The organism is Amycolatopsis oliviviridis, assembly GCF_014654365.1.
Classification (GTDB): domain Bacteria; phylum Actinomycetota; class Actinomycetes; order Mycobacteriales; family Pseudonocardiaceae; genus Amycolatopsis; species Amycolatopsis oliviviridis.
The window spans coordinates 138,693-151,884 of sequence record NZ_BNAY01000002.1 but is presented as its reverse complement, the minus strand read 5'-3'; the positions used below and the strand labels follow the sequence as shown (position 1 = coordinate 151,884).

The following is a 13,192-nucleotide window of genomic DNA, read 5'->3' as shown; positions in this document are numbered from 1 at the left end:
GGACTCAGCCGACCGACTGAGTCCGGACCACCGCCACCGGGCAGTGCGCGTGATGCAGCGCGTCGTCGCTGATCGAACCGAGCAGCAGGCGCCGGAGGTCACCGTGGTCGCTCCGGCCGAGCACCAGCAGCGCGGCCTCGCTGGACTGCACGGTCAACGCCTGCGCGGCGGGCCCGACCCCGTGCACCAGCTCCACGGAGACGTCCGGATAGCGCTCCTGCCACGGCTTGAGCTGCCGGGCGACGAGTTCGTCGGCGACTTCCTGGGGGAGACCGGGTGCCGGATCCAGGACCGGCCCGCCGAGCAGGGGTTCGCTCGCGGGACCCCAGATCGGCATCCGCGCGACGTGGACCGCGTGCACGGTGAGCCCGTGACGAGACGCGAAGTCGAACGCGAAACCCGCCGCCTGCGCGCTCTGCTCGGAGCCGTCGGTGCCGAGGATCACCGGCCCGTCCGGCGCGGGCTCTTCCCCGCGTACGACCACGACGGGACGCCCGGCGGTCTTGGTCACCCCGGATTCCGTCGAGCCGAGGACGGCCCGGGTGAACAGCCCGGTGTGGGATTCGCCCAGCACGATCATCGCCGCGTCCGTCTCCTCGGCGATCGCGGTCAGGACCTGCTCGGGGGTGCCGCCGCGGACGAGCGTGCGGACGTCGAGGCCGGGATCGGACCGCTCCAGGGCTTCCGTCATCGACGCGAGCTGTTCTCGCGCGTGCTCCACCTCGGCCGGGTCCCCGGCGTACGCGAGGAACAGGGCGAGGCCGCGCGCTTTCGCTTCGGCGGCCGCCCAGCCGACGGCGCGGCGGGCCTCCGGCGATCCGTCGAAACCGGTCACGACAGGTCCGGGGAGGGTTCGGTCGGCGGACATGGGACATCACCTCCGTTTTGCCGGTGATACCCGCTTTTCGCCTCGTTCAAGCCACCGAAGTACCCCGCCCGGTTTCGCCACACCCCTCGCCTGGGTACTTCCACCGTATGACTTCCCTGTCGACGCCCCGCGCGCTTGACACGAAGCGCGCACTCTCGGTGCCCTGCGAATCCCGGGCACTGGAAGAACCGCGGGGACGTCTGCGACTGCGCGTGAGCAGGCCGACCAAGGGGACCGCCGTCATCACGGCGAACGGCGAGGTCGACCTCGGTACCGCGCCCCGCTTGTGGGACATGCTGAATCAGCGGCTCCACGGCCACGGCGCCACGTTGATCGTCAACCTGTCCGATCTCGATTTCTTCGGCGTGACGGGCATCCGGGTGCTCGAACGGGCGCAGCTGCTCGCCGACGACACGGGCACGCTCCTGTTCGTCTTCCCCGGTGAATGTCGTTCCGCCCGGCGGGCGCTCGACCTCTATGACGGCGAGGGTCTTCACGCGCTTTAGGGGCTTTCAGTGACGCGCCACAGTCGGCGACGGGCCGAGAGGGCCGCGTTCAACAAGGCGATGTGTTCGAGCCGGGTGGGGTCCAGTCCGGTGAGATCGGCGATCCGGCGCAGCCGGTAGTCGACGGTGTTGGGATGGACGTGCAGGTCGGCCGCGGTCTGCCGTCGTCCGCCGCGGCGGAGGAAGGTCTCCAGCGTCTGCAGGAGCTCTTCGTTGCCGTCCAGCGGGGCCAGCCGGGTGGCCAGGCGGTCCAGCGCCGGGCCGGGGCGGGAAAGCTGGTATTCGAGCAGGACGTCGTCGAGCCGGTACAGCCCGGGCGGGCGTCCGGTCCCGGTGGCGACGGCGAGCACGTCCTGCGCGAGTTCCACCGCGGCGGGAACGCCGGCCGGTTCGGCCGCGGCGGTCCCGGCGATGACCTCCGCGCCCGCCGTGCGCGCGACGTCGGCGAGCACCCGCTCCAGCCGCGCCCAGTCGCGTGTGGACAGTTCGTCGGCCGCGGTCTCGTGCGGCAGCAAGGCGATACCACCCTCGGGAGTGAGAGAGGTCAGGACCGTGCCGCGGATCTGCCGCTCGAGTTCGACCCGCAGCCGCCGGAGTTTCCGGCGTCCGGCGATCAGCGGGTCGACCCCGTTGTCCTCCTCGTCCGGATGCGCCCCGACGGACGCCGCGAGGACGATGTAGCACGGCGGCAGGCGCAGACCGGCCTGCCCCGCCGCGACGTCCACGGGGTCGCCGTCGAGCAGGGCGGACAGCACCGTGTGCCGCGCCGAACGCTCGTCGTCGAACATCGTCTGGCGCTCGTCGAGGTACCCGGCGCCGACCGCGGGGGTGACCACTTCGAGATAGCGCAGGGTCAGCGCGTTGACGGCCAGGACGTCGCCGACCTCGTCCGGGCGCGCGTCCGGCGTCACCGACGCCCACACCACCTGGATACCGATGTGGTACGCGGTGAGCACGATGTCGATCGGGATGCCCTCCTCCGCGCGCCGGGCGGCGGATTCGCGGAGGAAGTCGAGCTCTTCCCGCGTCGGCGTGTCCCCGGTGCGGAGGGTGTCGATGAACGACCGCAGGTTCTGCTCGATGACGTGCGTGATGTCGCCGCTGAGCTCCTCGGCGGGTAGCAGGCCGTACTCCGGGATCCGGGAGACGATCTCGGACAGGACGGTCTTCGTGAGCGACGGCAGGACCTCGGTCAGCCGCTCCGCCAGTGGGCGTCCGCCGATGCGGAATCCCGGATCCTTGTCACCCGTCACAACCGCCCATCATGACAGCCGGTCAGCGAGTGAGCGCGTCCCGAGCCGAATCGAGGGTCGGGTGCACGACGAAGACGCTGTCGAGACCGAGCAGCGACATCGGGCGCAACAGGGCTCGCTCCTGGGTGACCAGGATGAACGGGACCCCCGATTTCTCGGCCCGGGTACGGATCTGGACAAGGGCGGTGAAACCGGATGAATCGCAGAACGTGACCGCGGACAGGTCGGCGATCAACGCCGCCGGGGTGAACCGGAGCTCCTCGTCCAGGGCCTGTCGCAGGCCGTCCGAGACGGCGAGATCGATTTCACCGGACACGGTGACCACGGTGTCGGCGCTGGACGTGGTGACCGAGATGTCGAGAGGGGACACGAATCTCCGTGCTGGACGCGGCGGATCGGAAGCGGGAGCGCGGTAGTCGGTCAAGGTGACTCCTTGCCGGTATGGGGGACCGGCGACTGCCCGGTGGACATGCCGGACCCCTTGAGAAAGGGCCCGGCGGCTGGTGTCTGAACCGCGACGAGGTCAACCGTAGCAGCCTCGCGGCCCGTCTCGCCGATTGAGCGGTGTCCGGCCGGTCAAGGGGTCGGTGCCGCTGGTCAGGCCCCGCGCACCCTGGCTTCGCCGACCATGATCCGGTCGAGATCGGGATGGATCTCGTCGGCCCGGTCCCACAGCTCGGCCGCCAGCGCCGCGGAGCCCTCGGCGGCCGCGACGTTGCCCAGGCCGGTGTAGGCGCGCGCGGTCTCGTACTGGCTGCCGCAGGCTTCGGCCCGGTCCGCGGCGGCGCGATAGGCCGAAGCGGCGAGGTCGTGGCGGTTCGCGTGGTACCAGGCCCAGCCGACGCAGTTGAGAGCCATCGTGGCGTCGAGGTCCAGCCCGAGTTCGTCGAAGACGGACAGCGTTTCGATGGCGAGCGCGGCGGCCTCGGCCGGCTGCCCCGTCGCGACCAGCACCAGCGCGATGCCCCGGCCGGTGATGGCGGCGTTGCGGCGATTGCCGTCACGGATGAAGAACGTGTGCGCCTGCCGGAGGTCTCGAAGCGCGTCGTCGTGATTGCCTCGGTAGTGCTCGGCCCAGCCGCTGTGCGCCAGCGTCGTGGTCTCACCGTGACCGTCACCGATCCGCCGGAACAGCGCGAGCGCTTCGCCGTAACAAGCCGAGGCCTCGTCCAGATCGCCGCGATCGATGTGCGCGACCCCCAGGTTGGCCGTCGTGGTCGCGAGCGCCCACGTGTCCCCGATCTCCTCGGCGGACGCGCGCGCCCAGTGATGGGTCTCCAGCCACGGGTCCCAGAGTTTCGCCACGAAGAAGAAGTCGCGCAGGAAGAAAGCGAGCTGCCAGCACCTCTCGTGCTCGCCGCGTTCCCGCGCCGTCCCGCACAGGGCCACCAGCCCGGGCCATTCGGCGCGGAACCAGGACATCGCCATCTCGCCGTCGTCCAGCCGGACCGGTTCCGGGGTGCCCGGATCGAAGACGATCTCCGGGAAGAAGCGGTGCGGGGTGAGTTCCCTGCCTGCCTGGGCGGCACTGCGAACCGCGAAAGCGGTGAGCCTGCTGAACGCTTTCATTTCGTCCTCCGGGTCGGTGAGTACGAATTCGGTCGCGAACGCGCGCAACAGATCATGGAATCCGTATCGGTCGGGTTCTGGCTGGGTGATCAAATGGGCTTCGTGCAGGCGATCCAGTAAATGATCTGTCTCGCGAAGCGGGAGGGCGCTCAGCGCACTCGCGGAATGGATGTCGAGATCGGTACCGGGATGAACGGTGAGCAGGCCGAATAGCCTCGACTCGGCTTCACTCAGCTGCTGGACGGACAGCCGGAACGCGGCGGTCAGCGTGCGTTCGCCGTCGTCCAGTTCGGCGAGCCGAGCGGTTTCGTCGTCCAGGCGCCGGTCGAGCTCCGCGACGTCCCACGCCGGATGGGCGCGAAGCCGTGCCGCGGCGATCCGGATCGCGAGGGGGAGCCGGGCGCATCGCCTGACCACCCTGGTGACGGCGGCGCCGTCGGGAACTCCGGTGACAGTGGTGAAAAGATCCACCGCGGCGGCGAGCGGGAGCATGTCCAAGGAAACGTGCGCCGCGTCGTCGAGCGCGCTCAACCTGGACCTGCTGGTGATCAGCACCCGGCATTTCGGCTCGGCGGGGAGCAACGGGCGTACTTGGGCCGCGCTGACCGCGTTGTCGAGGACGAGGAGAAGACTGCGGCCGCGAAGCCAGGACCGGTACAGCGCCGCACGATCGGCCGGGTCGGCGGGGATACGTTCCGCCGGGACGCCGAGCACGCGCAACACCCTGTCGTGGACCGCGGTGCCGGACTCGTGGCCGCGCAGGTCGATGAACAGACAGCCGTCGGCGAAGCCGGATTCCAGCCGGTGCGCGCACCGGACCGCCAGTTCCGTCTTGCCGACACCGCCCATGCCGGACACGACGCAGACCCCGCCGTCGGCTTCGAGCGCCGTGCGGATCGCCCGCAGTTCGGTGGCGCGACCCGTGAAAGCCGTTGTCGTCGGCGGTAATCCGGACGGCCGGACGTCCGGCCGGGTCCTGCGCCGCACGGGCTCACCCGGCAGCAACGGGGTCAGTCGCCCTGCCACGCCGAGTTCGGTTTCGCACAACGCTGCGAGTGCGGGATTCGGTGCGGAGATCCCGGTCTCGACCTTGCTGAGATAGCCCTTGCTGTAGTGGGTGCGAACGGCGAGTTCGGCGAGTGAAAGGCCCGCCGCTTTGCGGAGACGTCGCAGTTCGGCTCCGAAGGTGGCTCTCTCGTTCATCAGTACCCATCCTCGTCGGAGGATCAGTATGACTGTGTGGACGGTGCTCCGGCAGTGTCCTTCGTTCGCCGGCCGGGTCCGCGGCCCCGGCCGGCGAAAGCGTGCGCGTTCCATGGTCGTCGGTCGTCCTCAGCCGAGCACGAAGCCGAGCAGGGCCAGGATCAGGCCGATGGCGTGGGTCTGCATGATCAGTCCACCTCCTTTCCATGCGTGGCGACCACGGGTTTTCCCGGTGTCGCGGGCGCGGTTCCCTGTGCACAGCCGAGTGCGAGCCCGACGACGAGCGCGACCACCCACAGCCAGAAAGCCAGCCGTAAGAGCAGTGAGAGCGAGCACTCGACCTTCATTCCGACTCCTTCGGTGCGCGTGTCAGGGCAGCACTCGGCAACGCGGGAAAACCGCTGGTTGGGGTGTTATTCGCCGCGAATTGCGGCTGCTCACCAAGAATGCGTCGGCGCTCAGGGGGCGACAAGGAGTTTCCTGTTTCCCGTATGAGCGGGAAAGGAAAACCCAAAATAACGATCGGCGATACACCGCGGTGCGCGGCTGGACACGGGCGGTCGGGCTGACGACTATTGACGACCGTGCTCGAACCACTAGGGGAGGACTGGTGACCGTCAGCGCAGCGGACCTGGCCGGCGAATTGAAGCAACTTCGGCGGGGCAGGGGAATCGCGGCACCTCAGCTCGCCGAGCGAGCGGGCCCCGCGCTGCGCGCGGTCTGCGGAACGACCGAGGACGACGAAAACGCGGCGATCCGGCGAAGGCTGACCGAATGCCTGTCCGAGTGGACACGGGCGCTGCCCGACGATCTGCGCACCGCGGTGCTGGCCGCGTTCGGGTTGCACCCGGACGCGGTGAAACCCTTCTATCAGGACCGGGTGCGCTGGCTGGCCAAGTATCTCGAACGGGACGACCGGACCGCGCGGCGGCGTATCGACGAAGGCATGGATCGGCTGGCCGAGGTCGCCGTGGCGTCCACAAGCGAGTCCGACGCCGAAGCCTCCCGGCCCAGCCGGAGATGGCATACCGAGGACTTGCGCGTGACCTTGGCGCTCGATCAGCCGATTCCGGAGGCCTTCGAATTCCGCCGGATCGTCGCGGACGCCGACGAGATCACCGAACTGGACCTGGCCTTGACCCTGACCGACTCGGTCTACCGCGGCGAAGCCATCGGCACCGACGATCTCCGGGTCGACGTGTTCCACGGCGGGCTGCTGATCGGCCGGGCGATGGAGTCCACCGACCGGGTGGGGCTGGCGTTACGCCTGCCCGAACCGCTCCGGCGGCACAGCAAGCACGAAATCGCCTTGCGGTTCAGGGCGGAGATCCGGCACCCGCATTTCGTCTGCGTCCCCCGGCATCCGGTCGATCAGTTCGACCTGCACGTCCGGTTCGCCCGGCCGATGCCGACGGAGGTCGTGAAGCTGGAGCGGGTCTTCCAGGACGACGCCAGCGACGATGCCGCGCGAGGGGACTCCCTGATCGCGGACGCATCCGGGGAGGTCCACGTCCACTTCCGTGGCCTGGAACCGGGTTTCGCCTACGGGGTGCGCTGGAAGGTGCCGGAATCCGGGTCACGCGGTTTGGAGAACTGACGGCTCGCTGCGTCCCGGTGGTGCGGCCGAGGTCGTGAGTGACGATTCGGGTTAGAACCCGAATCGCCACTCACGACCACCCTGACCCACTCGATACTGGCGCTTGCCCGCTTGAAGTACATGAAGGCCCCCTTGCTTGCGCCTGGCTCCGTGAAGGACCCCTTCATGTACTTGGGTCGCAGTGAAGGTCGAGTTTCCTCGGCTGAGCCGCGTGAAGGGGGCCTTCACGCGCATCCGCTGTGGTATGTGGGGTTTCTGTGGCGACTGGGGTTCCTGGGGTGATGCGGCTGTCTGTGAAGGCCCCCTTGAGGGACCCAGAGTCCGTGAAGGCCTCCTTCACTACCTTCAGGGTAGGCAATAGGCAAGGAGGCCTTCACGGACAGCAGGTGAGCAAGCGCCGGTACCGAGTCGGGCAAGGCGGTCGTGAGTGGTAAGTGTCGTTCTAACGGACTCGTATTTGCTTACCCACTGGGGTGGCTGGTGGTCGAGTGTGGAGGATCTAGGACGTTCAACGGCCGGAATCTTCCCCCGTCACCTCGTCTGCCACCGGACGCGACCGGCACGACCTTGATCAACGGAGGATTGAGGACGTTGAGTGTCCCGGATCTTCCGTTGATCAAGGTCCGAAGCCCTTCCGCCACCCCCTCGCCAATCCGCCAGAACGTGATGGCTCCCTTCAGTGCGTTAGACGCAGTGAAGGGGCCATCACGGACTTGGCGCCCAACACGACACCTCTGACTCTCGCCTCAAGAACCCGAATCGCCACTTACGACCACCTCGGCCAACGCCTAACCGTCCAGCGGCGCGGAGACGAAGGGAAGGGGGAGCCGGATCGCTCGTTTGGCGGCGATCGCCTTCGCCGACAGTTCGGTCGCGATGCCGTGGGCCGCGATGATGTCGTCCGCGGTGGCGTCGACGAGTTCCAGGGCGTGCTGGTCGCGCTCGCTGAAGGCCAGTGCGAGCCCCAGGTCGAGCCTGCTTTCCAGGGTGTCCGGATGAGTCGCGCCCAGCAGCCTCAGCTGTGGCCGGACGACGTCCTCCAGGAGGGCTGCCTGGCGGCGGAACGCGCGCGACTGGCCGTGGGCCAGGGCCATGCCGTGCCTGATCCGGTAGCGCAACGGGTTGTCGCCGCCGAGGACACGGACGACGGTCCGCTCGGTCTCGCTCAGCGCGCGCAAGGCCCGCTCCGGCTGGGCGAGCGCCAGCAGGGCGCGATCGGCCGTGGCCGCGACGGTCAAGGTCAGAGCGCTCTCGGCGCCGTACCGTTTTCCGTACGTGCTTTCGAGCTCACGGAGTTCCGCGGCGAACCGCTCCCGATCGGAGTGGCCGGGGCGAAGGCTTCGCAGTTCGAGGGCGACCGTTGCTTCCGCGTGCAGCAATTCGGCTTCGGTGCACCGGAAGTGCCGCTCCCTCCCGGTCGTGTGGAAGATCGTGACCACCTCCGCGGCGACCCGGCCCGCCCGCCGCGGGTGGCCGTCGAGCAGCAGGGCACGCGTGTATTCCAGGAGAGCCGAGGGCAAGAGGTCGTCGCGCAGCGGTCCGGGTGTCGTGGCGCGCAGTTCCGGCAGGATCGCGTCGAGCGAGGCCAGCGTCTCGCGAGGACGGCCGCGGAGCCGCATCGCCCGCGCACGCGCGACAACGGCCGGAAGCCGGTCACCGCCGGGGAACTCGTGCCAGAACGCCCGGTCACCGGCGGCATAGTCACCTTGGGAGTCGAACGCCTGAGCCGTGATCAGCCTGGCGGTCTGCCGCTCGTCCTCGGTGTCCGCCAGCACCAGCGCGCGCCGGGCGTGCCCCACGGCCTCCGGGTGGAGACCGCAGGCGATCTCGACGCGGGCCGCCGTCGCGAAGTCCGCGCCGGTCGCCCCTTCGGTGGCCAGGATCATGGCGTGGATCTCGCCTGCCGCCAACGGATCCTCGTGTTTCTCGTGAGCGGCCGCGATCGGGCGCAGCAGCCGGATCCGGTACGCCGCCGAGGTGCGTTCGGCGAGGGAACGGGCATGCTGGAGGAGGAAATACCGATACTCGGCGCTGTCGCCGGAAAGAAGCCGCAGCAAGGCATCCGCCGCGGATTCGGGCAAGCCGCCCGGTTCGGCCCCGGCTCTGGCCACTTCCGCCACGAGCGGGTGCAGCCATAACCCTTCGTCCACGCGTGAGGCGAATCCCAGCGCCACCAGTTCACCGGCGGCTTCCGTGAAATCGAACCCGAGAACTTCACGGGCGAAGCCGGAAGGAAGGGGGACCGGGGCGAGCCGGCTGCCCAGCCGGACGACGTCGGACGCGGCGCCGCCGAGGCCCGCGAGGTGGTCCCGGATCGCCCGCGGCGCGGTGTCCGGACAGGAGGCGAACGCGAGGTCGTCGAGCCGCCCCGGCCAGTGCCGGGCCGCCGAAGCGGTGGCGCGCAGGGTGATCGGATGCCCGCCGCAGCGATCGACGTACCTGAGCACCGCTTCCCGTTCGAGGTCATCGCGTGACGTGCGGTACTCGCCGAACAGGCGGAGTCCTTCCTCCGGCGTCAACCCGGCGAGGTCCACGGTCGCGACGTCCCAGGATGAATCCCTCTCCCGGCTGGTGATCACCGTAGATACCTGCGGAGCGCGGAGCAGCAGCCGGTCGAGGACGTTCGGGGGAAGCCCTGCCGGAACGTCGTCGACGAGGACGAGGACCCGGCGTCCCGCCGTGCCGAGCCGTCCGGCGACGTGCTGACGCAGCCGGTCGAAATCCATTCCGGACAGATCCGCGCCCAGCCGCTCCCCGGCCGCGTGACTCAACGCGAGGTGGAATTGGGGAAGCACCTCGTCGGGCGCGTGATGTCCGAACGGGCCCAGCCGGAGGACACCGCCGTCGAAGACGTCGTGGAAAAGGGAGGCGTACCGTTCCACCAGCGCGGTCTTGCCCACTCCCGGCAGCCCGCGCACCATCAGGACCGATCGGGCGCTCAGGCCGTCGTGGACCGCCCAGAGCTCCCGGTACCTCCCGGTCATCCGGTGCGCGGGCCGCCGTCCTCGCGCCCGGGCGCCGAGCGGGTGACCGGCGCCGGCCACCTTGCCCAGGACTCGCTTGACCAGGGCGGGCAGGGTTCGCGGGGTGACGGGCCCAGTGAAGAATTTCGCGCCGGCCAGTTCCGCGGGCGCGATGTGCCCGCCGGGGTCCGGATCGATGACGAGCACGCGGTCCGCCGGATCGCCATGACGCCTCGCGGCGGCGAAGGCCGCGGTCAGTTCCCACTGACACGTGTGGCGGGCAGGGAAGGCGCGGGAGTAATAGACGAGCACGACGCGAGAGCCGGCGATCGCGTCGGCGATTTTCGGAGGGACCGGCGCGAACTCGTCTTCGTCGGTGTCCCGGAAGACTCGGAGCCCCGCGTCGCGAAGTGCCGCTTCGATCGTGGTCATCCGCGCCGTGCCGTCGGGATCGGCCCGGCTGAAACACAGGAAGACATCGAAACGATCGGTGTCATGGGCATCGGACAGGCCAGGGTCGGGATCCGTCATCTGTGTTCTCCCCAGTGGTCGGGTCGGTTCGCCTGCGCAAGGATCGGACCGGGAAACGATTTCGCTACCGATGAGCGCGCCGGAACGAGAACTGTCCTTGTTCTGCCAGGTATTCCCACGAATTCACGGACAAAAGCAGGACAAGAAACCACGGCCCGCAACGCCGGTGCCGCGCTCCCCGATTACCGGGCATTCGGATCGTGAACGCCCGGGAGAGAGCATGGGAATCGCCACTGAAACCGCGAACGAGGGGACCGGCACGGCCGATCCGAAGAGGACCGTCGGCAGCCACTCGATCGGCGATGACATCAAGGGCTACAGCACTTTGGAGGCCGTGGCGCGCCCGGCGGGACGGCTGACCAAAGAGGTGCTCGACCCGCTCGTCCTGGCCGCGAAGACCGGCGATCCGGACGCGGTCCACGCGTTGCTGGCCGTCGTGAAGCCGGTACTGGTGCGCTATTGCCGCGCGCGGATGGGTGGCCGCGATCTTTCCTACCTGTCGGCCGACGACGTCGCGCAGGAAGTGTGCCTCGCGGTCTTCAAATTGCTGCCGTCCTACGAAGACCGGGGCGGATCGTTCCTCTACCTCGTCCGGGCCATCGCGGCCAACAAGGTCGCCGACGCCTTCCGCGTGGTGTCCCGTGACCGATCCGACCCCGTGGCCGAACTGCCGGAGGCCGGACCGGTCCGCAACGAGCCGGAGAACCACGTGCTCGGCGTCGACCTCGGCGCGCGTCTCGGCAGGCTCGTCGCCCAACTCCCCAGGTCGCAGCGGGAGGTGCTGACGCTGCGGATCGTCGTCGGGTTGACGGCCACCGAGACCGCCGCCGCGGTCGGGCTGACGCCGGGCAACGTGCGGGTCAAGCAGCACCGTGGGCTGATGAAGCTCCGTGAGCTGATGAACGAGGAGGACGGCGAGTTCTGAGTCACTCCAGGACCGGATCACCCCAGGCCAGTTCCGGGAACCACAGGGTCTCCGTCGTGCCCGGCCGGTGGAACTCCAGCCGGAGCGTCAGCACCCCGGTGACGTCGACGTCGATCTCGGCCGGTTTCCCCAGCGCCACCTTGATCTCGGGGGAGGGCCTCCCGTCGAGGAGCACGCGGAAGTGTCCCACCTGGAAGGGTTCGAAAGTGTCGTCGAGGACGCCGGCCGTCGCGGTCAGCCTCCGATAGGCCATGCCGAGCTCCACCTCGACGAAGGCGAGCCGTTCGGCGTCCCGTACGACGATGCTGTCGGTGTAGTGCACGTCGTTGATCCGCGCGCCCTCCGTCCGGACATGCGTGCTGCACGCCCGCCATTTCAGGCCGGTCGCCAGCGAGGTCCGGCGGGGGACGGGCCCGCTCACGGCGCCTCCGCGCCACTGCCCGCGTTCGGGCCGCTGATGTTTCGCCCGGCCGGTGATCGCGGTCAGCAGATCCTCCACGCCCTCCTCGGTGAGCGCCTCGACCGGGTACCTCGTGGTCGAGTACGGGTTGAGGAAGTTCGGGATGTCCTCGACGGACTGTTGGGGAAACACGACCGGCAGCACTCGCTTGATCTCCCCGCCGAGATCCCGGGTCAGCCGGTCGCGGATCCGTGCCGCTTCGAACTGGGACCCCCGTCCTTCGTCGAACGCCGCCGTTCCCTCGGCGCGGCGCTTGTATTCGGGGGAGGCGACGACCACCACGAAATTCGCCGTGTCGAGATGCTTCAACGCCCACAGCGACCAGTCGCGACGTTCGTCGTCGTCCCATTGATCGAGATGGACTTCGAGGCCGATCCTGCCGTGCAGGAATTCCGCGAAGAGCCGCACCCGCTCTTTGTGCTCCGGCGAATCATGTGCGTAAGTGACGAACACGTGCGGTGCCTCGTTGTCGGCCATCGAAACTCCTGTCCGGTGAAGGGAACCCGGCCGTCCGGGTGGGTCGCATTCTTGATGCGGGACGCGGCCCGCCGCCCCCATTGTCCCTTGCTTGTCAGCTTTCTGTCTTTTCCTGAATCCCTGGTGTCCAGGACAGCGCCTTCGGTGCTCCCGTGTCCAGTTTTTGTCGCGTTTTTGTACCTTTTTCGAAGACGTCACAGGCCCCTACGATCGGGGCTGTCAAGCGGATCGGGGTGCGAAGGGGCGATGGCGCTCGTGTACGAGTACGACGTCTTCATCAGCTATCGCCGAGGTGGGGGAGACGCCCCGGACTGGGTCCGGAATCACTTCCATCCTCGGCTGCAGAGACTTCTGGACGACAATGTCGACTATGACGTCAAGATATTTCTGGAGGACGGCGTTCCGGTCGGGGGAAAGTGGCCGCAGGAGGTCAGGGACGCGTTGCAGCGAACCCGGATCCTGATCCCGGTCTGCTCTCCGAAGTACTTTTACGACGAGTGGTGCCTCGCTGAATGGCACACGATGGCGAAGCGGGAAGAAATCGTCGCGAAGGACGGTTCGGCGAAGCCCGGCAGGTTGATCTATCCGGTGATCTTCAGTGATTCGGAAAACTTTCCCCGCTGGGCGCACGAACGCCGGATGCGTAGCTTCCGGAACTGGAACAAGCCGTATCCGCAATATCAGAACACGCCCGAGTACCTCGATTTCGACCGTGAGATGACGCGGATGGTGGAAGACCTGGTGGAGATCATCCCGCAGGCGCCGCCGTGGTGTGCCGGATGGCCGGTCGAGACACCGCCGCCCGACCCGCCCAGGCCGTCGAAGCTGCCGAGGTTCTGA

11 protein-coding genes are annotated in these 13,192 nt (G+C 68.5%); 4 read left to right on the top strand and 7 right to left on the bottom strand.

The genetic code is table 11. From position 1 onward, the window contains the following. Window positions 1-4: 4 nt before the first annotated feature. Entirely contained in the window at window positions 5-868 is an 864-nt protein-coding gene (locus IE302_RS08155; protein WP_191253407.1) for a universal stress protein, read from the bottom strand. A gap of 212 nt (window positions 869-1,080) precedes the next feature. On the opposite strand from IE302_RS08155, the gene IE302_RS08150 reads away from it, so the two are divergent. Then, on the top strand, window positions 1,081-1,374 hold the full coding sequence (locus tag IE302_RS08150; RefSeq protein ID WP_191253405.1) for an STAS domain-containing protein: 294 nt from the start codon (window positions 1,081-1,083) through the stop codon (window positions 1,372-1,374). Here IE302_RS08150 and IE302_RS08145 read toward each other — a convergent pair. From IE302_RS08145 to IE302_RS08130, 4 genes are all read right to left on the bottom strand, one after another. Then, window positions 1,371-2,627 (bottom strand): PucR family transcriptional regulator, encoded by a 1,257-nt coding sequence (locus tag IE302_RS08145; RefSeq protein ID WP_191253403.1) that lies wholly within the window; start codon window positions 2,625-2,627, stop codon window positions 1,371-1,373. The genes IE302_RS08150 and IE302_RS08145 overlap by 4 nt on opposite strands. A 22-nt stretch (window positions 2,628-2,649) precedes the next feature. Then, window positions 2,650-3,051, bottom strand: coding sequence for an STAS domain-containing protein (locus IE302_RS08140; RefSeq protein ID WP_229907671.1), 402 nt, complete (start codon window positions 3,049-3,051; stop codon window positions 2,650-2,652). 173 nt (window positions 3,052-3,224) lie between these two features. Beyond that, window positions 3,225-5,399, bottom strand: coding sequence for an ATP-binding protein (locus tag IE302_RS08135; protein ID WP_191253401.1), 2,175 nt, complete (start codon window positions 5,397-5,399; stop codon window positions 3,225-3,227). 188 nt (window positions 5,400-5,587) lie between these two features. Beyond that, window positions 5,588-5,746: a hypothetical protein gene (locus IE302_RS08130; protein ID WP_191253399.1), complete on the bottom strand. Its 159-nt coding sequence runs from the start codon at window positions 5,744-5,746 to the stop codon at window positions 5,588-5,590. Between the two features lie 263 nt (window positions 5,747-6,009). On the opposite strand from IE302_RS08130, the gene IE302_RS08125 reads away from it, so the two are divergent. After that, complete coding sequence (locus IE302_RS08125; RefSeq protein ID WP_191253397.1) at window positions 6,010-6,996, top strand: hypothetical protein; 987 nt, start codon at window positions 6,010-6,012, stop codon at window positions 6,994-6,996. A 788-nt stretch (window positions 6,997-7,784) separates the two neighbouring features. On the opposite strand, the gene IE302_RS08120 is transcribed toward IE302_RS08125, so the two are convergent. Then, the gene (locus IE302_RS08120; RefSeq protein ID WP_191253395.1) at window positions 7,785-10,490 is read right to left on the bottom strand and encodes a tetratricopeptide repeat protein; all 2,706 of its coding nucleotides are present in this window, start codon (window positions 10,488-10,490) and stop codon (window positions 7,785-7,787) included. A 334-nt stretch (window positions 10,491-10,824) separates the two neighbouring features. On the opposite strand from IE302_RS08120, the gene shbA reads away from it, so the two are divergent. Beyond that, window positions 10,825-11,415, top strand: coding sequence for an RNA polymerase sigma factor ShbA (shbA, locus tag IE302_RS08115; protein ID WP_373307962.1), 591 nt, complete (start codon window positions 10,825-10,827; stop codon window positions 11,413-11,415). A 1-nt stretch (window position 11,416) separates the two neighbouring features. Here the strand turns inward: shbA and IE302_RS08110 are convergent, their stop codons facing one another. After that, complete coding sequence (locus IE302_RS08110; protein ID WP_191253391.1) at window positions 11,417-12,352, bottom strand: SEFIR domain-containing protein; 936 nt, start codon at window positions 12,350-12,352, stop codon at window positions 11,417-11,419. Between the two features lie 246 nt (window positions 12,353-12,598). Between IE302_RS08110 and IE302_RS08105 the strand changes: the two genes are divergently transcribed. Beyond that, on the top strand, window positions 12,599-13,192 hold the full coding sequence (locus tag IE302_RS08105) for a TIR domain-containing protein (RefSeq protein WP_229907670.1): 594 nt from the start codon (window positions 12,599-12,601) through the stop codon (window positions 13,190-13,192).